This window comes from Pseudarthrobacter lactosi (assembly GCF_055412785.1).
The window spans coordinates 1,536,919-1,557,982 of record NZ_JBVAYS010000001.1 but is presented as its reverse complement, the minus strand read 5'-3'; the positions used below and the strand labels follow the sequence as shown (position 1 = coordinate 1,557,982).

Annotated in this window: 24 protein-coding genes; 17 read left to right on the top strand and 7 right to left on the bottom strand. The window is 65.8% G+C overall.

The genetic code is table 11. The features are described 5' to 3' along the window. Positions 1-6 precede the first annotated feature (6 nt). Positions 7-1,209 carry an ROK family protein gene (locus ACZY0Q_RS07205; RefSeq protein WP_463915458.1) on the bottom strand — a complete coding sequence of 401 codons (1,203 nt, stop codon included), beginning with the start codon at positions 1,207-1,209 and terminating at the stop codon, positions 7-9. A gap of 221 nt (positions 1,210-1,430) precedes the next feature. Here ACZY0Q_RS07205 and ACZY0Q_RS07200 point away from each other — a divergent pair, with 221 nt between their 5' ends. Genes ACZY0Q_RS07200 through ACZY0Q_RS07180 form a run of 5 tightly spaced genes read left to right on the top strand, consistent with a single transcriptional unit; the run spans position 1,431 to position 7,312 of the window. After that, positions 1,431-2,732, top strand: a complete 1,302-nt coding sequence (locus ACZY0Q_RS07200; RefSeq protein ID WP_463915456.1) for an ABC transporter substrate-binding protein — start codon at positions 1,431-1,433, stop codon at positions 2,730-2,732. A 26-nt stretch (positions 2,733-2,758) separates the two neighbouring features. Next, entirely contained in the window at positions 2,759-3,697 is a 939-nt protein-coding gene (locus ACZY0Q_RS07195; protein WP_463915455.1) for a carbohydrate ABC transporter permease, read from the top strand. Next, entirely contained in the window at positions 3,697-4,596 is a 900-nt protein-coding gene (locus ACZY0Q_RS07190; protein ID WP_463915454.1) for a carbohydrate ABC transporter permease, read from the top strand. The genes ACZY0Q_RS07195 and ACZY0Q_RS07190 overlap by 1 nt, the downstream gene beginning before the upstream one ends. Before the next feature lie 53 nt (positions 4,597-4,649). After that, complete coding sequence (locus ACZY0Q_RS07185; RefSeq protein WP_463915453.1) at positions 4,650-6,371, top strand: glycoside hydrolase family 13 protein; 1,722 nt, start codon at positions 4,650-4,652, stop codon at positions 6,369-6,371. Further along, on the top strand, positions 6,371-7,312 hold the full coding sequence (locus tag ACZY0Q_RS07180) for an aldo/keto reductase (RefSeq protein ID WP_463915452.1): 942 nt from the start codon (positions 6,371-6,373) through the stop codon (positions 7,310-7,312). The genes ACZY0Q_RS07185 and ACZY0Q_RS07180 overlap by 1 nt, the downstream gene beginning before the upstream one ends. Before the next feature lie 100 nt (positions 7,313-7,412). Here ACZY0Q_RS07180 and ACZY0Q_RS07175 read toward each other — a convergent pair whose 3' ends face one another. The 4 genes from ACZY0Q_RS07175 to ACZY0Q_RS07160 form a co-directional block, all read right to left on the bottom strand. Further along, a complete protein-coding gene (locus tag ACZY0Q_RS07175) occupies positions 7,413-7,751 on the bottom strand; it encodes a YnfA family protein (RefSeq protein ID WP_463915451.1) in 339 nt (112 codons plus the stop codon). An 89-nt stretch (positions 7,752-7,840) separates the two neighbouring features. Beyond that, complete coding sequence (locus ACZY0Q_RS07170) at positions 7,841-8,326, bottom strand: N-acetyltransferase family protein (RefSeq protein ID WP_463915450.1); 486 nt, start codon at positions 8,324-8,326, stop codon at positions 7,841-7,843. Between the two features lie 35 nt (positions 8,327-8,361). Beyond that, positions 8,362-8,712: an ArsR/SmtB family transcription factor gene (locus tag ACZY0Q_RS07165; protein WP_463915449.1), complete on the bottom strand. Its 351-nt coding sequence runs from the start codon at positions 8,710-8,712 to the stop codon at positions 8,362-8,364. A gap of 129 nt (positions 8,713-8,841) precedes the next feature. Then, positions 8,842-9,582, bottom strand: a complete 741-nt coding sequence (locus ACZY0Q_RS07160) for an aquaporin (RefSeq protein ID WP_463915447.1) — start codon at positions 9,580-9,582, stop codon at positions 8,842-8,844. 45 nt (positions 9,583-9,627) lie between these two features. Between ACZY0Q_RS07160 and ACZY0Q_RS07155 the strand changes: the two genes are divergently transcribed. The 9 genes from ACZY0Q_RS07155 to ACZY0Q_RS07115 all read left to right on the top strand — a co-directional run bounded on the left by ACZY0Q_RS07155 (position 9,628) and on the right by ACZY0Q_RS07115 (position 16,733). Continuing rightward, positions 9,628-10,302, top strand: coding sequence for an arsenate reductase/protein-tyrosine-phosphatase family protein (locus ACZY0Q_RS07155; protein WP_463915445.1), 675 nt, complete (start codon positions 9,628-9,630; stop codon positions 10,300-10,302). Positions 10,303-10,393: 91 nt separating this feature from the next. Next, positions 10,394-10,816, top strand: coding sequence for an arsenate reductase ArsC (locus ACZY0Q_RS07150; RefSeq protein ID WP_463915443.1), 423 nt, complete (start codon positions 10,394-10,396; stop codon positions 10,814-10,816). 38 nt (positions 10,817-10,854) lie between these two features. Continuing rightward, positions 10,855-11,832 carry a thioredoxin-disulfide reductase gene (gene trxB / locus ACZY0Q_RS07145; RefSeq protein ID WP_463915442.1) on the top strand — a complete coding sequence of 326 codons (978 nt, stop codon included), beginning with the start codon at positions 10,855-10,857 and terminating at the stop codon, positions 11,830-11,832. A 177-nt stretch (positions 11,833-12,009) separates the two neighbouring features. Further along, complete coding sequence (locus ACZY0Q_RS07140; RefSeq protein WP_463915441.1) at positions 12,010-13,395, top strand: FAD-dependent oxidoreductase; 1,386 nt, start codon at positions 12,010-12,012, stop codon at positions 13,393-13,395. A gap of 49 nt (positions 13,396-13,444) precedes the next feature. Then, entirely contained in the window at positions 13,445-14,116 is a 672-nt protein-coding gene (locus ACZY0Q_RS07135; protein WP_463915440.1) for an arsenate reductase ArsC, read from the top strand. Further along, positions 14,113-14,535, top strand: coding sequence for an arsenate-mycothiol transferase ArsC (locus ACZY0Q_RS07130; RefSeq protein ID WP_463915439.1), 423 nt, complete (start codon positions 14,113-14,115; stop codon positions 14,533-14,535). Before ACZY0Q_RS07135 ends, ACZY0Q_RS07130 begins: the two co-directional genes overlap by 4 nt. 113 nt (positions 14,536-14,648) lie before the next feature. Then, positions 14,649-15,512, top strand: coding sequence for an HpcH/HpaI aldolase/citrate lyase family protein (locus tag ACZY0Q_RS07125; protein ID WP_463915438.1), 864 nt, complete (start codon positions 14,649-14,651; stop codon positions 15,510-15,512). 32 nt (positions 15,513-15,544) lie between these two features. Then, entirely contained in the window at positions 15,545-16,486 is a 942-nt protein-coding gene (locus ACZY0Q_RS07120) for a DUF2797 domain-containing protein (RefSeq protein ID WP_463915437.1), read from the top strand. Positions 16,487-16,508: 22 nt separating this feature from the next. Beyond that, positions 16,509-16,733, top strand: coding sequence for a DUF3188 domain-containing protein (locus tag ACZY0Q_RS07115; RefSeq protein WP_463915436.1), 225 nt, complete (start codon positions 16,509-16,511; stop codon positions 16,731-16,733). Here ACZY0Q_RS07115 and ACZY0Q_RS07110 read toward each other — a convergent pair. Together ACZY0Q_RS07110 and ACZY0Q_RS07105 are read right to left on the bottom strand one after the other, a co-directional pair. Beyond that, entirely contained in the window at positions 16,723-18,384 is a 1,662-nt protein-coding gene (locus tag ACZY0Q_RS07110; protein ID WP_463915435.1) for a SulP family inorganic anion transporter, read from the bottom strand. The two genes, ACZY0Q_RS07115 and ACZY0Q_RS07110, sit on opposite strands and share 11 nt — an antisense overlap. Beyond that, positions 18,381-18,758 (bottom strand): ArsR/SmtB family transcription factor, encoded by a 378-nt coding sequence (locus ACZY0Q_RS07105; protein WP_463915434.1) that lies wholly within the window; start codon positions 18,756-18,758, stop codon positions 18,381-18,383. The genes ACZY0Q_RS07110 and ACZY0Q_RS07105 overlap by 4 nt, the downstream gene beginning before the upstream one ends. 103 nt (positions 18,759-18,861) lie before the next feature. Here ACZY0Q_RS07105 and ACZY0Q_RS07100 point away from each other — a divergent pair, with 103 nt between their 5' ends. Genes ACZY0Q_RS07100 through ACZY0Q_RS07090 form a run of 3 tightly spaced genes read left to right on the top strand, consistent with a single transcriptional unit; the run spans position 18,862 to position 21,048 of the window. Then, on the top strand, positions 18,862-19,329 hold the full coding sequence (locus ACZY0Q_RS07100; RefSeq protein ID WP_463915433.1) for an FAS1-like dehydratase domain-containing protein: 468 nt from the start codon (positions 18,862-18,864) through the stop codon (positions 19,327-19,329). Between the two features lie 2 nt (positions 19,330-19,331). After that, positions 19,332-19,769: a MaoC family dehydratase gene (locus tag ACZY0Q_RS07095; protein WP_463915432.1), complete on the top strand. Its 438-nt coding sequence runs from the start codon at positions 19,332-19,334 to the stop codon at positions 19,767-19,769. A 4-nt stretch (positions 19,770-19,773) separates the two neighbouring features. Then, the gene (locus tag ACZY0Q_RS07090) at positions 19,774-21,048 is read left to right on the top strand and encodes an MFS transporter (protein WP_463915431.1); all 1,275 of its coding nucleotides are present in this window, start codon (positions 19,774-19,776) and stop codon (positions 21,046-21,048) included. Positions 21,049-21,064: the final 16 nt, after the last annotated feature.

Genomic DNA, 21,064 nt, shown 5'->3' with positions numbered 1-21,064 from the left:
GGTGGCTCAGGCCGGCGCTGTGAGCTCCAAGTCCAGGGTGTTCTTCTCCACGTAGTCGAGGGCGCACCGGACGGCTCCCACGGTCACGATCGAATCCCCCAACGGCGAGACCGCCACCCGCGGGGGAGTGACGGTGTACTCCCTGAGGTGCCTGGCGATCGGCTCGAGCAGCACACCGGCGGAGTTGGCTACCGCCCCGCCAATGACCACGAGTTCGGGGTTGAGCAAGGTGGCGATGGACCCGATAACCCTGGCCATCCTGTCGGCCAGCCGTTCAAGGATCTTCAGCGCCACGGCATCGCCGTCGGCAGCGGCCGCGAACACGTGCTCTGCTTCGGCGCCACTGGCGGCGTAGTCCCGGAGCGACGTCTTGGCCTTGCCCGCGAGCGCATCTGCAGCCCATCTCCTGGCCAGTGCGGCGATACCGTAGGTATCTCCCACTCCCGCTACCAGGTCGAGGAAGGCGAGCTCGCCGGCGCCTCCGCCGCGGCCGTGCAGCAACCGTCCGCCGTCGATCACGCCCGAGCCTAGGCGTTCACTCGCGAGGATGACCACCACGTCGTCCACGCCGGCGGCGGCGCCGCGCCAGCGGTCGCCCAGCGCGGCCAGGTTGGCGTCGTTTTCCAGCAGCACCGTCCAGCCCCGCCGGTCCCGTAGCGCAGACTTCAGTCCGACGTCGAACAGTCCCCAGAAGTGCTGCGTCACCAGCACTACGCCGTTGCGGTCCACCGGCGCCGCAATGCCGGCGCAGACCGCCAGAACGGATTCGGGGGAGGCCCCCACACTGTGGAGCGCCATCATGGCGGTGCGGTCGATCACGGCGATACGTTCCTCCGCCGGGATGTCCGCCGCCGAGAAGGGCTGGCTGGACCTGCCGAGTGCCTTTCCGCGAAGGTCGGACACCACAACGGTGGCTTTGGAGACACCTACGTCCATGCCCAAAACGTAGCCTGCGCGTTCGTTGAGCTCGAACCGCCGTGCCGGCCTGCCCTTCTGGTAGCCACCGAAGGCCCGCTGGTTCTCCAGCTCGCGGATCCAGCCCCGGTCCATGAGGTCCTCGCACACTGAGATGGCCGTGGCCCGTGTCAGCCCGGTGGCTTCCATAACTTCCGTGACCGTCACAGCTTCGGAGGCGCGCATGAAGTCGAGGACGGCTCCGGCACTCACTCGGCGTAGTAACTGCGGCGTTGCCATGGATATCTCAGTCATGGGTGTTGACCTCTCTGTGCTCTGCACCACATAATACTTGAGGAACTAAATTTAGATTCCAAATAAACACTTCAAGCCAGATGGGCCGGACGGCCGCCGACCACTGGCATCCCAGCCCCACCCAGCCTTTGCAAAGGAGCAACTGTGAACCGCATCCCGAAGCATTGCCCACTCCCGCCCAAGCCGCGGCCCCGTTTCTCCCGTACGTCAGCCCCTGCCCTGTGAACGCCGTAATGCCCGTATCGCTGCCCAGCAGGCGCTCACTGTTCCGGGTGGCCGGCCTGGCCGGAGCAGCCGCCTTCCTTCCCCTGACTGGCTGCGGCGCCAACGCCAGCCAGCAGGACGGGGTCACCACCCTGCGTTTTATGCAGAACAAGCCGGAAGTTGTCGAGTACTTCAACCAGGTGATCAAGGACTTCGAGGCGCTCAATCCGGATATCCGGGTGATCCAGGACTTCAACGAGGGAAACTTCGTCCCTGGCCTGGTCCGGAACGATCCGCCCGACGTCGTGACCCGAGGCTTCGCGCAGGCAACAGCCGACTTCGTGAAGAAGGGAATCTTCGCCGACCTCGCCGACCTCCCGGCATCCTCCACCATCAACCCGGAGATGCAGGAGCTCATCAGCTCCTGGGGCCGGTACAACGGCAACGAGACCAGCGCCCTGCCGTTCTCCGTGGCGGCAGCCGGCGTCATCTACAACCGGGACATCTTTGAAGCCAGCGGTCTGGCCGTCCCCACCAGCTGGGATGAATTCGTGGCAGCCTGCGAAACCTTCAAAGCGGCCGGCATCACGCCGATTTACGGAACGTTCAAAGACCCCTGGACCTTGGCGCAGGGCATGTTCGACTACGTCTCCGGCGGTTCGCTGGACACGGCGGAATTCTTCACCAGGATCAAGGCCAAGGGCGCCGATATCAGGGCGAGTGCCGCCGAATCCTTCACCGCCAACTTCGGGCCCGCGCTGCCCCAGATGCTCCAGCTCGTTTCCTTTTCCCAGAGCGGTGCCGCCAGCAAGAACTACGCGGACGGAAATGCTGCCTTCGCCAAAGGCCAGGCAGCCATGTATCTGCAGGGCCCGTGGGCCCTGTCCCAGCTTGTCGCCGCCAATCCGGCGATCCGGCTGGGCACCTTCCCGCTGCCCGTCACCAACAACCCAGAAGAGACCAAGGCACGGGTGAACGTGGACATGGCGCTCTCCATCACGCGGAACACCCCGCACATGGCAGCGGCGCGGCGCTTCGTCGGTTACCTGCTGGAGCCTGCCGTCGTGAACACCTACAACGAGAAGAACGCCGCCTTCTCTCCGCTCAAGGATGCCCCTGCAGTGACCAATCCGCAGATCAGCGGGCTCAACGACGCCATCAAGGAAGCCCGTTATTTCCAGGGCGCCGTCACCTATTTCCCGCCTTCGGTTCCGGTGAACAACTACATCCAGTCCTTTGTGTACGGCAAGAACGGCGACCAGTTCCTCTCCGCGCTCGACGACGAATGGCGCCGTGTCGCAGAACGGACGGCGGTCTGATGCCCACCCCGATTGCAGGAGCCCCTTTGACTACAACTTCCCTGGCGGCCGAGGCAGCCCCGTCCTCGCGCACCGACCCTGCCAAAGCCCCACCGGTCCGGTCCAAGGGCCGGATCGACCCCACCTACTACTGGATGGTGGTGCCGGTCCTGGCACTCTTCGCCTTCTTCATCACCCTTCCGGCGCTGGTGGGTGTGTTCTTCAGCCTCACCAACTACGCCGGCTACGGTGACTGGAAGTTCATCGGGCTGTCCAACTACGTCAACATCTTCAAGGACCCGGCTGTCCTGCAGTCGTACATCTTCACGTTCGTCTTTGCCCTCACCACCACGGTGGTGGTCAACGTCGCGGCCCTGGCCATCGCGCTTGGCCTCAACGCGAAAATCAAGTGGCGCACCGGCATCCGCACCGTATTCTTCATCCCCATGGTGCTGTCCGCCCTGATCGTGTCCTTCGTGTTCAACTACCTGTTCTCCAACACCCTTCCGGTCCTGGCTGAGCGGTTCGGCGTGACGCCGTTGGCCACGAGCATCCTGGCCAACGAAAACCTCGCCTGGCTGGCCATCGTGCTGGTCACCGTGTGGCAAGCAGCGCCCGGTGCCACCATCATCTACCTGGCCGGCCTGCAGAGCGTGCCCGCGGAGGTCTACGAAGCCGCGGACCTGGACGGTGCAGGCAGCGTGCGGCAGTTCCTCAGCCTCACACTGCCGCTCATCCTCGGCTACCTGGTGATCAACGTGATCCTCGGCTTCAAGGGCTTCCTGGGGACCTACGAGATCATTGTGGGCCTCACCGGCGGCGGCCCGGGCATGGCAACCCAGTCCGTGGCCATGCGCATCTTCTCCGGCTTCACCGGCGGCGACTATTCCTACCAGATGGCCAATGCCGTCATCTACTTCCTGATCACCTTGCTGATCTCCGTCATCCAGCTGCGCCTCATCCAGCGCCGGGGGGTATCCCTGTAATGACTTCATCAACTCTCACCCGCTCCGCACTTGCTGCAACGAAGGCGACAGCCCGCAGGAACCTAAGGTCCAGCCGCGAAGGCTTCAGGGTCAACTGGTGGCTCACCGCCCTGATGCTGATGGCCTCCCTGACAGTCCTGCTGCCCCTGTACTTCACCGTGGCCATGGCGCTGAAGTCCCCGGACCAGATCGGCACAGGGACCGGCCTGGCCTGGCCCAACCCGATGAACTGGGAAAACTTCGCCGCAGCGTATGTCGCTACGAACTTCCCCCGGGCCTTTATGTCCACGGCCTTTGTTACCGTCTTCAGCGTGCTTGGCTCGCTGGCCTGCAGCTCCCTGGTGGCCTATGCCATCGCACGGAACTGGAACCACCGGTTCTTCCGCGGCTCCTTTGTGTATCTTCTGTCGGCCATGTTCATCCCGTTTCCGGTGATCATCCTGCCGCTGATCAAGCAGACGGCATTGCTTGGCCTGGACAACCCGGCCGGCGTCGTTTTCCTGCACGTGCTGGGCGGAATCTCGTTCAACGCGCTGCTGTACATCGCGTTCGTCCGCTCCATACCGGTGGAGCTGGAGGAATCGGCCCGGATGGACGGCGCCACCACCTGGCAGGTGTTCCGGAAGATCATCTTCCCGCTGCTGGCCCCCATGAACGCCACGGTGGGCATCTTCGCCTTCCTGGGTTCGTGGAACGACTTCCTGCTGCCGCAGATGATGATCGCCGACCCCGCCCTCCAGACCCTCCCCGTGGTCCAGATGCTATTCCAGGGCGAGTTCAACACCAACTACAGCCTCGCGTTCGCGTCCTACCTGATGGCCATGGCACCCACCCTGGTGGTTTACATCCTGGCCCAACGTTGGGTACTGTCCGGAGTCATGCGCGGGGCTGTTAAGTAGCCAGATAAATCCACTCAGAAACAACAATCCAAACAAGAGAAAAGGATCATCCTTTGTCCACCACTGCCACTCTGGCAACCCTGTCCGATTCCGACCGTCTGGCCGATCCCAACTGGTGGCGCCAGGCCGCGGTCTACCAGATCTATCCGCGCAGCTTCTCCGATTCAAACGGTGACGGCATGGGTGACATCAAGGGCATCACGGCCAAGGTCCCGTACCTGAAGGAACTGGGGATCGACGCCGTATGGCTCAGCCCGTTCTACCCGTCAGCCCTCGCTGACGGCGGCTACGATGTGGACGACTACCGCGACGTGGACCCCAAGCTGGGCACACTGGCGGACTTCGACGAGATGGCGACGGCGCTGCACGCAGCCGGCATCAAGCTGATCGCTGATATCGTCCCCAACCACTCCTCGAACCGGCACGAATGGTTCAAGGAGGCGCTCGCCTCGCCGAAGGGCTCCGCCGCGCGTGAGCGCTACATCTTCCGTGACGGCAAGGGACCCGACGGCGAATTCCCGCCCTCGAACTGGGACTCCGTCTTCGGCGGCCCGGCCTGGGAACGCATCACCGAACCTGACGGAACGCCGGGCCAGTGGTACATGCACATCTTCGCCAAGGAACAGCCGGACCTGAACTGGGCCAGCCGGGAGGTCCGCGACGACTTCCTCAAGACCCTGCGCTTCTGGTCCGACCGCGGCGTGGACGGCTTCCGCGTGGATGTGGCCCACGCCCTCACCAAGGACCTCACCGAGCCGCTGCTCTCCAAGGTGGAGCTGACCGAGGCCAACTCGGGGACGGACGGGTTCGACGACGGTTCGCACCCCTTCTGGGACCGGGACGATGTCCACGACATCTACCTCGAATGGCGCGAAGTCTTCAACGAGTACAACCCGCCACGCACCGCCGTCGCCGAAGCGTGGGTGCATGCCACCCGCCGCGCCCGCTACGCCAGCCCTGAGGGCCTGGGCCAGGCCTTCAACTTCGACCTGCTCCAGGCTGACTTCGATGCCGAGGATTTCCGCGAAATCATCACCCGCAACCTCGCCGAGGCGGCCGCGACGGGGGCTTCCTCCACCTGGGTATTCTCCAACCACGACGTCGTCCGGCATGCCACCCGCTACGGCCTGCCCAAGGCATCGAAGGGAGCCGCTGGCAAGAAGCACGCCAAAGGCCAGGACGGCAAAGGTTGGCTGCTGGCCGGTGGCCCCAAGGAGGAACTCGACGTAGAGCTTGGCGAGCGCCGTGCCCGCGCCGCAACCCTGCTCATGCTGGCTGTGCCCGGCTCGGCCTACCTGTACCAGGGCGAGGAACTGGGCCTGCAGGAAGTGGCGGAGATTCCGGACGCCGAACGCCAGGACCCCGCGTTCTTCCGCAACAGGGGCGTTGAAGTGGGCCGCGACGGCTGCCGCGTGCCGCTGCCGTGGAAGGTTGAAGGGACCTCCTTCGGCTTTGGCGACGGCGGTGCACACCTGCCGCAGCCGGACTGGTTCAGCCAGTACGCGGTGGAGGCACAGGACGGTACCGAAAACTCCACCCTGGAGCTGTACCGCACAGCCCTCAAGCTGCGCCGGGAACTCCAGGCCGGGGAGGAGCTGGAATGGGTGGAGACCGGTACCCCTGACGTCCTGCACTTCCGCCGCCCCGGAGGCTGGCAATCCGTTACCAACTTCGGGGACACCGCTGTCGAGCTGCCGGCAGGTACCGTCCTGGTGAGCAGCTCCCCGCTGGTGGACGGCAAACTGGGCGCCAACAGCACCGTCTGGCTGCGCTGATGCAGGAACTCATCTACGGCTGCATGGGACTGGGAGGCAGCTGGACCGATGAGCCGCATAACGTGCAACACGTGGATGAAGCCGCTGCCGCCGTCGAGGCCGCGCTGGACGCCGGCATCACGCTGTTCGACCACGCTGACATCTACCGCAGCGGCAAGTCCGAGGCGGTGTTCGGCGAAGTCCTCGCGTCAACGCCGGGCTTGCGTGACCGGATCCGGCTTCAGACCAAGTGCGGGATCCGGCTCAATGAACGCGGACTGGCCACCCACTATGACCTCAGCCAGGAAGCCATCCTGGAACGGGTGGACGGCAGCCTGAAGAGGCTGCAGACGGACTACGTGGACGTCCTCCTGCTGCACCGCCCGGATCCCCTGACGGCCCTGGCGGAGGTGGCGTCCGCCGTCGGGCAACTGCTGGCCGACGGCAAGGTGCGGGCGCTTGGGGTGTCCAACATGTCCGGCGCGCAGATCGAGGCTTTGCAGGAACGGCTGGAGGTGCCGGTGGTGGCCAACCAGCTGGAGATGAGCCTGCTGAAGCGGGCCTGGCTGGAGAGCCAGGTCCTGGTAAACCATCCGGAGTCGGCGGACGACAGCTTCCCGCACGCGACCCTGGAATACTGCGGCAGCAACGGCGTCACCGTGCAGGCTTACGGTGCGCTGGCGCAGGGGCTGTACACCGGGGCAGTTCCGGAAAGCCCGACGGCGGCGGAGACTGCCGCGGCCGCGTTGGTTGCGGAGCTTGCCGGGCAGTACGACACCACCGGGGAGGCTGTCCTCCTGGGGTGGCTGATGAAGCACCCGGCCGGCATCGCGCCCGTGATCGGCACCGTGAATCCGGCGAGGATCGCGGCATGCGCGGACGCAGCCAGGGTTGCGAAGGTCATGACCCGGGCCGACTGGTACGGGCTGTGGATTGCGGCGCGGGGCAGTAACCTCCCCTGACCCCGATGGTTGAGCTTGTCGAAACCCGGCATCCCCGCCCGACAGACCGACGGGTGGGGGTGCCGGCAAGGCAGTCTGGCGTGTGTCTTCAAACGGGGATTCAGGCCGCGTTGCGCGGTGCGAACATGATTACGGCCACGCCCAGCAGGCAGATCACGGAGCCGGTGACGTCCCACCGGTCGGGCCGGAACCCGTCGAAGATCATGCCCCAGACCAGCGACCCCGCCACGAACACGCCGCCGTAGGCGGCGAGGATCCGGCCAAAGTGGGCGTCCGGCTGCAGGGTCGCGGCGAAGCCGTAGATTCCCAGGGCCAGTACTCCCAGGCCCGCCCACCACCAGTCCTTGCCCTCGCGGACGGACTGCCAGACGAGCCAGGCCCCACCAATTTCTGCCGCTGCGGCGAGGATGAAGAGCAGAACGGTTTTAGCGATAGTCACGGATTTATCATCGCAGGGTCCCACATGTGTCTTATCTGGTTGGCCCAGCCTCCCCGCCGTCGTTCAGTCCGGCCGTTCAGTCCCGCCGTTCACGTGGCGGAGGAGCGGCGTTCGATCAGGATGGTGTCCCGCCACTGCCCGCTCAGCGGTCCGTGGGTCATCCTGGCGATGCGGTCTCTGCGCCCGACGACTGCATAGCCGTTCGCGAGGTGGAGTTTGAGGCTGGCCTCGTTCTCCGGGAAAATGCTGGCCTGGATGGTCCAGATTCCGGCTGCTTCTGTGGATTCTGCCAAGGCACGCAGCAGCGCGGCTCCCAGGCCGAGCCCGCGGGCTTCGGCTGAGACATAGATGGAGTGTTCAACCACGCCGGAGTAGACGGGCCGGGCAGAGACAGGGGACACTACGGCCCAGGCGAGGATCCTGCCTTCTGCGGTTTCGGCGACGAGCCGGTGGCCGGGAAGTCTCGAGTCGTTGAACTGTTCCCAGCCGGGTGCCTCCGATTCGAAGGTGGCATGGCCGGTGGCGATTCCTTCACCGTAGATCCTTTGGACGTCCGGCCAATCGCCGTCGCGCATGGGACGTAGCGTGACGGAGGACTGTACCGGCGCGCTCACAGGGTTGCCACGAGTCTTGCCGTCTCCTCCAGGGCCCCGGGTACCAGGGAGTAGTAGGCCCATGTGCCGCGCTTTTCGCGGTGCAGCAGCCCGGCCCCGACCAGGATTTTCAGGTGGTGGGAGACCGTGGGCTGGCCCAGGTCCAGCGGTGCCGTCAGATCGCACACGCAGGTTTCACCGGAGGCGTCGGCCTTGACAATGGAGAGCAGCCGCAGCCGGTTCGGATCGGCCAGCGCCTTGAAGACCAGGGCTTTCTGCTTCGCCTCCTCGGCCCCCAGCGCAGGCGGCCCTGCCGGGGTGCAGCAGGCGTCATCCGTGGCCTGGTCGAGTACGGGAGTCAGTTTCATGTATTCATTATGCCCGAATATTGACCATCATCAATATGTTGGCAACAGGGTTGAATTGCCGCCCGGCCGCCCTGCCTGCCCGCCTACCTGCCCAGCACGGCCGGCTCGCCCGGCCAGCCGGGCGACGTCTTAGGAGTTGGCCGATTCCGACGAGTGCGGAAGAACGACGTCGTCCGCATTGTTTGCGGCGGAAGGGAACAGGATGAGCAGCAGCCCCAGGCCCGCGGCCGCCCCGAGCAGCTGCGCCAGGACGAAGCCGGGAACGGATCCCGGCGCGATGCCGGCGAAGGTGTCAGAGAAGATGCGGCCGATCGTCACGGACGGGTTCGCGAACGACGTCGAGGACGTGAACCAGTACGCAGCGCCGATGTAGGCACCCACCGCCGGAGCCGCGAGAGCGCCCCGTTTGGTGGCGGCAAGGGCGAAGATCAGGAGGACGAGACCTGCGGTCGCGACCACTTCACCGAGGAGGTGTCCGGTGGTGGCGCGGTCTTTGGTGGAGATGGAAGTGCCCACCTCAAACATGGCATTTGCGAGCACGCTGCCGCCTATGGCACCCACGGTTTGTGCAACCGCATAGGTGCCCAGCTCAGGCAGGGTCAACCCGGTTCCGCGGCGCCGGCCCAGGAGCCAGTCCACGAGCGAGACCACGGGGTTGAAGTGTGCGCCGCTGACGGGACCGAAGATGAGGATCAGGACCGTCAGGCCTAACACCGTGGCGGTGCTGTTCTGCAGCAGCTGCAGGCCGACGTCATGGGGGGAGAGCTGTTGTGCCGCAATTCCGGAACCGACCACGATGGAAACGAGTAAGCCCGTGCCGAGCAGTTCGGCCACGGCGCGGCGCCACAACGGCGGCTGTTGAGAAGTCATGCCAACAGCTTGACGCAAGAATTTAACTCAGTCAAAATTGAATCAATGAATACTGACCCAGTTGAAGTCTTTCGGGCGCGGGTCGCCAAACATGCGGCCCTGGCGGATCCTGCGCGGTTGCGCATCGTGGACCTGCTGACGTTGGGGGATCTTTCCCCCACGGAACTGCAGGCAGAGCTTGGGATGCCGTCGAACCTGCTGTCCCATCATCTGCGCACTCTGGAAGGAGCTGGCCTGGCGACCCGCCACCGCTCAGAGGCGGACAGGCGCCGCAGCTATATCCGGCTCGCCGCCGGGGCGCTGGAGGGTCTGGCTCCCGGGCGCGAACACGGAGCCCGCCGCCTCCTTTTTGTCTGCACGCGGAACAGTGCCAGGTCCCAGCTGGCTGCCGCACTCTGGAGCCAGGTCAGCGAGATTCCCTCCGTCTCGGCGGGCACGCATCCGGCGGACCGCATAGCCCCTGGGGCCATTCACGTCGCCAGCCGCCACGGCATTGCTCTGGCGGACCTGGCCCCGCGCCGGCTGGACGCGGTGGCGAGTGATGAAGACTTCATTGTCACCGTGTGCGACAACGCGCACGAGGAACTCCCCAATCTCGGCGGGATCCACTGGTCCGTTCCGGATCCACTGAGGCTGAACACGGAGGACGCCTTCGAGGACGCCTTCGGGGACATCGCTCTCCGCGTCAGCGAGCTCGCACCCCGCCTGCATGCTGCCTAATGCGCCCCATGCAAATATTGACAAACATCAATCTATAGCCCGATACTCACTATATCGATCGCTATCAATGTGCTGATCCAGGAGAAACCACGTGAGCACCGAAACCGCCAAGAAGCCCTCCGTCCTGTTCGTCTGCGTCCACAACGCCGGCCGCTCCCAGATGGCCGCCGCCTTCCTCACCACCCTGGGCAAGGGCGATATTGAGGTCCGATCGGCCGGATCCCAGCCCGCGGACAAGGTCAACCCGTCAGCCGTCGAGGCCATGGCCGAGCTTGGCATCGACATGTCTGCCGAGATCCCCAAGGTCCTCACCACCGAGGCCGTCAAGGAGTCCGACGTGGTGATCACCATGGGCTGCGGTGATGAATGCCCGTACTTTCCCGGCAAGCGCTACGAAGACTGGGTCCTGGAGGATCCGGCCGGTCAGGGCGTCGAATCTGTCCGCCCCATCCGGGACGAGATCAAGACCCGCATCGAAGGCCTCATCGAGTCCCTGATCCCGGCCGCCACGTAACCCATACCGCGCATTTTCAAGCAACAGGAGAGACCTAAGTGAGCACCGAACAGTTGATCATCATCGGCTCTGGCCCTGCCGGCTACACGGCCGCCATTTACGCCGCGCGCGCGGGACTCAACCCGCTGGTCCTGGCCGGCTCGGTCACCGCTGGCGGTGCGCTGATGAACACCACCGAGGTGGAGAACTTCCCGGGTTTCCCGGGCGGCGTCCAGGGCCCCGAGTTGATGGACGGGCTGCAGGAGCAGGCCGAAAAGTTCGGCGCCCGCATAGTGTTCGACGACGTCACTGAAGTCTCCCTGGCAGGTCACCGGAAACGAGTGGTCACCGGAGCCGGCGAGACACACGAGGCGCCCGCCGTCATCCTGGCCACCGGCTCTGCCTATAAAGAACTGGGCCTGCCGGAGGAGAAGAAATTCAGCGGACATGGCGTGTCCTGGTGCGCCACCTGTGACGGGTTCTTCTTCCGCGAACAGGACATCATGGTGGTCGGCGGCGGAGATTCTGCCATGGAGGAGGCCACCTTCCTGACCCGCTTCGGAAGGTCTGTGACCGTCGTCGTACGCAAGGGCGAACTCCGCGCGTCCCGCATCATGGCCCAGCGCGCCAAGGACAACCCCAAGATCAGCTTCGCCTGGAACTCTGCCATCACGGCCATTCACGGCGATGCCAAGGTCACTGGCGTCACCCTCACCGACACCCGCACCGGGGAGACCCGCGAGCAGGCTGCCACGGGGATCTTCGTTGCTATCGGTCACCTGCCCCGCACCGAACTCGTCGCCGGGCAGGTCGACCTGGACGCGGAGGGCTACATCAAGGTTGACTCGCCCACCACTGTCACCAACCTCACCGGCGTCTTCGCCTGCGGCGACGCCGTGGACCACCGCTACCGCCAAGCGATCACCGCCGCCGGCACCGGCTGCGCAGCCGCCCTCGACGCCGAACGCTACCTCGCCGCCCTCGAGGATGCGGACAGCATCGCCACGGCGCTGGTCGAAGAACCAATTCACGCCTGACCACCGGGACAGGGGAGGGGGTGAGCTGGATGGACACGGATTGCTGCACCGATACGGGCTGCTGCGACGAGGACGATCTGGGCTGCTGCTGAACAGCACCGCCCCGGCCTGCCGGTCCCACGAGGACCGGCAGGCACCCCGCCCAAACCGCACACCAACGGATGAAAAGAGGACAGCATGGAATCAGTGACGAACCTTCCCGTCGCAGTCATTGGCGCCGGTCCCATCGGACTGGCCACGGCGGCCCACCTGCTCGAACGCGGCCTCGAGCCACTGATCTTCGAAGCCGGCCCGACGGCGGGATCCGCCATTGAACAGTGGCGCCACATCCGGCTGTTCTCACCCTGGCGGTTCAACCTCGACGCCGCGGCCGTGCGTTTGCTGGAACCCACAGGCTGGGAGACCCCCCGCCTGACGGCGCTCGCTTACGGCGGGGAACTGATCGATCACTACCTCGCCCCGCTGGCCGCGACACCGGAGATTTCCTCCCGGCTCCAGACAAGTGCACGGGTCCTCGCAGTGACACGCCAGGGCATGGACAAAACCCACGTCCGGGACCGCGACGCCGCGCCCTTCATCGTCCGGGTCGAACACGACGGCGGCGAAATCCGCGACCACACGGTGGCAGCCGTCGTCGACGCGTCCGGCACCTGGTCCACCCGCAATCCGTTGGGAACCTCCGGCCTGCCCGCCATCGGGGAGGACACGGCCGCGGCGCGGATCTCCTCTCCGCTGCCGGATGTCACGGGACGGGACCGCGCTTCCTTCGCGAACCGCCGGGTGCTTGTGGTCGGCGCCGGGCACTCGGCCGCGAACACTCTGATCAATCTGGCAGACCTCGCCAAGGACGAACCCGGAACCACCATCCTGTGGGCCGTGCGCGGTGCCTCTGCCGAGAAGGTCTACGGCGGCGGAGACGCCGATGGCCTGCCCGCCCGCGGCCAACTCGGATCCCGGCTTCGCCGGCTCGTGGAGGCCGGAAGCATCGGACTGCACACCGGTTTCGGCATCTCCTCGCTGAAGACCCTGGACACGCACCTGAGCGTCGAAGCCGTCGATGGGCGCACCTTGGAGGCGGACATCATCGTCCCTTGCACAGGCTTCCGCCCGGACCTGGGCATCCTGCGCGAACTCCGGCTCAACCTTGACCCAGCCGTCGAAGCACCTGTCGAGCTGGGCCCCCTGATTGACGCCGAATTCCACTCGTGCGGCACGGTCGCCCCGCACGGCGCCAGGATGCTCGCCCACCCGGAGAAAAACTTCTACATCGTGGGCATGAAGTCCTATGGACGTGCCCCGACCTTCCTGCTGGCCACTGGCTACGAACAGGTCAGGTCCGTCGCAGCGGCCCTCGCCGGCGACCAGGCCGCGGCGGACACTGTTCACCTGGAACTTCCCGAAACCGGGGTATGTTCCACCGACGGCGGCACCAGCTGCGACGTCCCCGCGGCCTCAACAGTGGACCTCGAGGGCTCGGCCGAGGGCGGCTGCTGCGCCGCACCGGAACCGGTCCTCGTTGGATTTCCCACGGGGCTGGTCCATGGCCGCTCCGGCGAACACTGACCAACCATCACGACTCACCGTTCCGGATGCACGCCGAGGGAGTACTGCCATGACCGAACACCAGAAAACGGCACTGGGACTGCAGGACAATACTGCAATCCTGCACCGGATCAGCGACCGCCTCGCCGAGCGATTCACCGGAATCTTCGCCGTCGAAACCGTCGAACGCTATGTCTTCGAGTCCTACGCGGCCTTGGCCCGGACCGCGAAGATCAGCGCCTATCTGCCGGCCACCACTGAGCACTTCGCCAACGACCGTCTGTCCGCCCTGGCCAAATCCAAGGGGTCGGTCGTTTCCGAGGTTCCCGAGGTCCTGTTCGTTTGCGTGCAGAACGCCGGCCGTTCACAGATGGCTGCCGCGCTGCTCAACGTTGAAGCCAAAGGCAGGATCCGGGTTCGCTCCGCCGGGTCCATGCCGGCATCTGAGCTGGATCCGACCGTGGTGACTGTGATGTCCGAAATGGGTCTGGACCTGGGCAAGGACTATCCGAAGCCGCTCACGGACGACGTCGTGCGGGCATCCGACGTCGTCATCACCATGGGCTGCGGGGACTCCTGCCCCATTTACCCCGGGAAACGCTACGAAGACTGGGACCTCACCGACCCCGCCGGACAAACCCTCGACACTGTCCGGGTCATCCGCGACGAAATCCATGCGCGCATCAAAACCCTTGTCGGCTCCCTCCTGGCCGCAGAACAGAAAGAAGCCACCAACTCATGACCGAAACCACCAAGACTCCCCGTATCCTGTTCGTGTGCAGCAAGAACGGCGGCAAGTCCCAACTGGCGGCCGGTCTCATGCGGGACCTCGCCGGGGACGGTGTCACCGTTCACTCGGCGGGCACCAAGCCGGGCAGCTGCCTGAACAATGAGGCCGTGGACTCCCTCAACGAACTTGGCATCGACATTACGGGGGAGCACCCCAAGCCCGTCACTGATGACGTGCTTGACGCCGCCGACGTGGTCATCGTCTTGGGCACCGAAGCCAAACTTGAACCCCGCGAGGGCACCCGCTTCGAAACCTGGGAAACCGACGAACCTTCCACCCGGGGCATCGAAGGCAAGGAACGTATGCGCCTTGTCCGAGACGACATCAACACCCGCGTCCGGAAGCTCTATGCGGAACTCACCGGCAACTGACCTGGCCCGACCCCGGCAACCGAGCCTGTTGTAACCCGGTCGCATCTGTATTGTTCGGCACGTCCGGCACTATTGCTTAGCGCTGGCGGTGCCCGGGCAGATACGGTAGTAGCATGACGTCACCCACCGCCACCGAGACCCTACGCCCCAAGCGCAACATCCCAGCAGAGATCGCCCGTTCGTGGCTTCTGGTCAACGCGATGAAAACCGACCTTTTTGACCAGTCGGCTGTTTCGCGCGCGGACTCGATCATCCTGGACATCGAGGACGCCGTGGACCCGTCGCAAAAGGACGAGGCGCGCGGTCACGTGATTAACTGGCTCAGCGGCGGCGGCCAGGCCTGGGTCCGCATCAACGATGCCACCAGCCCGTTCTGGGCCGATGACCTTGCAGGGCTTCGCGGTACTCCGGGGCTGCTCGGCGTGATGCTCGCGAAGACCGAATCAGCTGACCAGGTGACCGAAAGCTTCCACCGGATGGACGGCAAGACGCCCGTCATCCCGCTGGTCGAATCGGCGCTCGGCATCGAAGAAGCCAACAACATTGCCAAGGCCCAGGGTGCGTTCCGCCTGGCCTTCGGTTCCGGCGACTTCCGCCGCGACACCGGCATGGCCGCCACCGCGGAGGCCATGGCCTACCCGCGCGCGAAACTGGTAGTTGCCAGCCGCGTCGGCAACCTGCCGGGCCCCATCGACGGCCCCACCGTCGGCACCAACCACCCCATCCTGCGTGAGCAGACCGGCATCACCGTGATGATGGGCATGACCGGCAAGCTGTGCCTGGCCATCGATCAGACCAACGTCATCAACGAGGTCATCAGCCCCACGCCGTCGGACGTCGCCTGGGCCACGGACTTTATGGCCGACTTCGAGGCCAACGGCCGTGTCATCCGTGACGGCTCGGACCTGCCCCGCCTGGGCCGCGCCGAAAAGATCATGAAGCTCGCCGTGGCGTTCGGCGTGCAGCCGGCGCTGTAGCGCCACCGTTTACGCAAAGCACAGGAGACCCCGTGACCGATACGCGTTATCTGGTTCACGGGGTCTTTTGGGATGGCGCCCCGGCGCGGACGGCAGGGCACGACGGTGGCAGCCCGGATCTGCGCCTCCAGTCACCTTCAGGGGAACGCCGCGAGGTCAGCCTCGCGGCGGGCGCCAGGCTCGGTTTCGCGGTGGCCGATCACGGCAGGTTCTGCCTGGGGCACTACAAGGTCCACTCAGCCAGCAGCCGCGACCACATCCTGTGCCCGGCCAGCGCCCCGGCTCTGAAGGGCAAGCAGTGCGAACGCTGCTTTGTGCTGGACGATTCCCGCCTCATCCATGATTTCCACCGGGGCGGCCGCGTTCCGGACGGGCTGCGCACGTACCTTCTGCAGGACCACTGGCTTTACGTGGCCACATTCGCCGGTGGGGCCAGCAAGGTGGGCACAGCGTCCCACCTGAGGAAATGGAACCGGCTCGCGGAACAGGGAGCGGTGGTGGCGCGGTACGTTGCCAGGGCGGAGGACGGCCGGGTGGTGCGGCTCCTTGAGGATATGGTGACGCGCGAGGCCGGGCTGGCGCAGCAGGTCCGCTCCGCCGCCAAGGCCGAAGCCCTCGCGGGTCCGTTGCCCGCGGCCGTGGTGGACTCCGTGAATGAGCGGCACGCGGCCGTGGTCCGCACGCTGCTGGGCCAGGCCGCCGTCGAGGGTTTCAGCATTGTGGACGAACTCTGGGTGCGGCCGGCGCAGGCGGCAGGGCTCTGTGCCCCAACGCCGCGCCACACCTACCCCCATCCGTTGGAGCAGGGAAAGCACGGCTTCGGAATCACCGCGCTGAGCGGTACAAACGCCCTTGCCAGCCTGGCCGGAACGGACGCGGCGTTTGTGGTGAACCTTGGCCGGCTGGCTGCCCGGACCATCCTCCTGGGGGACTTTGACTCGGAGGTGCCGGCCGTGCAGGAATCGTTGTTCTGAACCTGCTCGGTAGACTGTCACGGTGCTCAAAGAATTCTGGGAGTCAGCGCCCACCTCGTACAAAGTCCTGGTGTTCGGCGCCATGGGCCTCATCGGCGTCGGGATTATCCTGAACCTGATCGGCAACACCACTGGAAACCAGGGCCTGGCCACAGCTTCCCTGCCCCTGATCGGTCTCGGCCTCCTCCTGCACATCGCCGGGATTGTGGTGCGCGGCCAGACCATCCGGAAGAACCTCAAGCGTTAGCGGCAGCGTTCCGGATGACGTGGCTGCGGGCGTGCTCCACAGCCTCGGGCAGGGACGTGAACAGGTGCTTGTGATGCCGCAGCGAGCGGATGACGCCGACGTTGGTCACAAGCTCGAGGTGTTGCGGCTGAAGGCCCTTCAGCAGAACGGTCACGCCGCGCAGCTCCAGCGCTGAGATCACCTCCACCAGCATGTGGGCTCCGGTGGCGTCCAGCATCCGCACCTGGGACAGCCGGATTATTGCCACCTGGATGTCCCGGACCTGGCTGATTTCCTGGAGGACGCGTTCCGCGGCGCCAAAGAACATGGCCCCGTCCAGTGTGAAGACCGCGATGTGTCCGTCCCCCTCCCTGCGTGGTCCCGGAATCTCTTCACGCTTGACGCTGCTGAGCGTGGCGAACTTCCGCAGCGTGAAGAGGGCCGCGCCGACGAGCCCGATCTCGATGGCCACGATCAGGTCGAAGGCCACGGTAATGAGCGCGGTCAGGACGAACACGAAGGCGTCGGCTCGGGTGGAGCGCATGATGGCGGTAACCGTGTGCCGTGAAACCATGCGGGTCGCCGTGACCATCAGGATCCCGGCCAAGACCGCCAGCGGGATCTTCCCTACCAGACCGGCTGCCAGGTAGATGATGGCCAGCAGCACGAGTGCGTGAACAATCGCGGAGAGCCGGGTCTTCGCACCGGAGCGTACGTTGACCGCGGTCCGGGCGATGGCGCCGGTGGCCGGCATGCCGCCGAAGAACCCCGCCGCAACGGAGGCGAGTCCCTGCCCCATGAGCTCCCGGTCGGGGCTGTAAGCCCCCGAGGGCCTTCCGTCAGGGCCAACCATGCCGGCTGCCACGCGTGCCGAGAGCAGGGACTCGATTGCGGCAAGTGTCGCGATAGACACCGCGGGCATGAGCAGCCCGCCCAGCGCTGCCGGATCAAGGGACGGCATCGACGGTGTGGACAGGGAATGGGGCAGGGCGCCGATCCGTGGAATGTCCAGCCGCAGCAGCTCGGCCGCCACAGTGGCCAGCAGCACTGCGATCAGGCTCGCGGGCAGGGCTTTGTTCAGTTTTGGGAGCAAGAGCATCACGGCGGCCACACCCACCACGACGCCGAGCGTTTGGAGAACCGCGGGCAAGGTGGCCTGGGAGGCGCTCTCAAAGGCGGCCAGCAGGGTGTTGTGGCCCGGTATCCCCGCGGTGCCGGTGGCCATGGGGACCTGCTGCAGGAAGATGATCGCTGCGATGCCGAGCGTGAAGCCCTCCACCACCGGCCACGGGATGAAGGCAACCGCCCGCCCCAGCCCGCTGATGCCGAGGATAGCCACGAGAAACCCGGCGATCAGGGACACCAAAGCGATGCTGCCGACGCCGTGCGTAGCAACCACCGGGGCCAGCACCACCACCATCGCGCCGGTGGGGCCGGAGACCTGCACATGCGAGCCGCCCATGACCGCAGCCACCAGGCCGGCCACGACGGCGGTGATGAGTCCGGCTTCGGCGCCGACGCCCGAACTCACTCCGAAGGCCAGGGCCAGCGGCAGGGCCACAATCCCCACGGTAATACCGGCCAGCAGATCCGTTTTCCAGGACGAGCGCAGGCCGTCGTAGTCACGGCGGGACGGGAGGAGCCGGCTGAGGTGCGCCAAGGCGGCATTCATGAATGTGAACCATTCAGATGCCCCGCCGGCAGCTGCTGCGCCAGCCGGAGCTGTTCGTTGGAGTCGGTGAGGCTGTCCAGCAGGAAGGTCCGCGCGATGGCGAGAAGTTCCGAAACTCCCGGGTGTGCCAAGCGGTAGGTCACGGAGTTGGCGGACCGCACCGATGTGACCACCTTGTGCTTGCGCAGGGTGGCCAGGTGCTGGGAGAGGTGGGAGGCCTCAAGTCCGGTTTCTGCAAGCAGGTAGCTCACGGCCGCTGTGTTCTCCGGCGCGGCAGCCAACAGTTCCAGGATCCGGATCCGTGCCGGGTGGGCAAGGGCCTTGAACAGGTTGGCTTTGATCTCGTAGAGCGGAGCCTGGGCGGGGGACAACATGGGCGGCGCTCCTGGATGAAACCACTTGATGGAATGATGAATTCATCATATCAAAGTGATGCAAGACCCGCCCGGACGCCTGGCGAACGATAGGCTTGAACCCATGACTATCAATCCGGACCTGCAGGGCCGCAGCTACCCTGCCGCAGAGGTTTACGACGTTGGCCGCGAGAAGATCCGCGAGTTCGCCCGCGCGGTCAAGGCCACGCACCCAGCCCACTTCGACGTCGAGGCCGCCAAGGCCCTGGGGCACCAGGACCTGGTGGCCCCACCCACGTTCGCCATCATCATCGCCCAGCGCGCCGATGCCCAGCTGATCGAGGATCCGGATGCCGGCATCGACTTCTCCCGCGTGGTCCACGCCGACCAGCGCTTCATCCACCACCGCCCCATCTTTGCCGGTGACCGCCTCGTTGCCGAACTGCACGTTGACGGTGTCCGTGCCATGGGCGGCGGTGCCATGATCACCACCCGCCAGGAAATCTTTGCCCTGACCGACGGCGGCGATGAGCCGCGCGAGGCTGTCGCCACCACCACGTCATCCATCCTCGTCCGCGGAGAGGGACAGTAACCATGAGCCCCAGCTTCCACGAACTCAGCGCCGGGCAGGACATCGGCAGCCGCACCATTGAGGTCACCCGCACCGACCTGGTCAAGTACGCCGGCGCATCCGGCGACTTCAACCCCATCCACTGGAACGAAGCCTTCGCCACCGGCGTGGAACTGCCCGGCGTCATCGCCCACGGCATGTTCACCATGGGTGCCGCCGTGCAGCTGGTGACCGACTGGGCAGGCGACCCCGCTGCCGTCGTCGACTTCCAGACCCGCTTCACCAAGCCGGTCCTGGTCACGGACACCACCGGAACCACGGACCCCGGGGCCACTATCGAGGTCAGCGGCGCCATCGGAAAGCTCGACGCCGAGGCGGGCACCGCCCGCGTTGACCTCACGGTGGTTGCTGCCGGCCAGAAAGTGCTGATGAAGGCCCAGGCCGTCGTCAGGCTTTCATGATCCTTTGACCGTTAACACAACCGCTTCGGCCGAGGTCACGGCTTGGCGTAATGCCGTGGTGGTTGCCTACGCCGGCAGCGGACTGGCCTTCGCGTCCTGGGTTTCCCGGCTTCCGGCGATCCGCGACGGGCTGGACCTGACCCCCGGCACGGTCGGTTTGCTGTTGCTGTGCATGACGCTGGGGTCGTTCGTCTCGGTGTCCGCGTCGGGACTGATCGTGCTCCGCCTGGGTTCCAAACGGACCATCCGCGCCGGCGCCATTATGGTGGGCTGCGGCATGGCCATCACCGGATTTGGAACGTCGGTGCTGGCCACGCCGGTCGCGGTGGCCGTTGGTCTTGCCGTCATCGGGTTGGGCTCCGCCAGCTGGAGTACGGCCTCCAACGTTGAGGGCGCCTCGGTGGAACGCGCGGTGGGCCGGCACATCATGCCCCGGCTCCACGGCGCGTTCAGCCTCGGCACCGTGGCAGGCGCAGGCCTTGGCGCGTGGGCCGCGGCCGCCTCCGTCCCGGTGTTTTGGCACCTGGTGGCGGCCGGCGTCGTGGTTGCCGTTTCCGTGACGACGGCGGCAGCCTGGTTCCGTGCGGATGCCACCCCGGTCGCTGGGGAACGGAAGTATGTCCCGGACAACTTCGAGGACCCGTTCACCGGCCCCATCCCCATCGTCACCGCCGGCGCGCCGGCTGATGTTTCCGGGGCCCCGCTGGACAACAAACGCAAGATCGCGGAGGCCTGGCGCGACCGGCGCACCCTGCTGCTCGGTGTTATGGTCCTGGGGCTTGCCTTGGCCGAAGGTGCAGCAGGGGACTGGGTGGCACTGGCCCTGGCCGACGGGCATGGCCAGACCGACGCTGCCGGAGCCGCTGGCTACGGGCTCTTCGTGACGTTTATGACCATCGGACGCTTCGCCGGCACAGTGGTCCTGGACCGCTTCGGCCGCGTCCCCGTGATGCGCTGGTGCGCCGCGCTGGCCGTGTTCGGGCTCGGTCTGTTTGTGTTTGCCCCCGTTCCCTGGCTCGCCTTTATGGCGCTAGCCATCTGGGGACTCGGCGCCTCGCTGGGGTTCCCGGTGGGTATGTCCGCCGCGGCGGATGATCCCGCCAAGGCTGCGGCCCGCGTCTCCGTGGTCTCCACCATCGGCTACGGTGCCTTCTTGTGCGGACCGCCGCTGTTGGGGCTGCTGGCTGAACACGTGGGCATCCTGCACTCGCTGCTGGCCGTGATGGTGATGCTGGTGGCCACCTTCTTCCTGTCACCGGTGGCCCGGAAGATTCCATAGGTTTCCCGATAGTGTT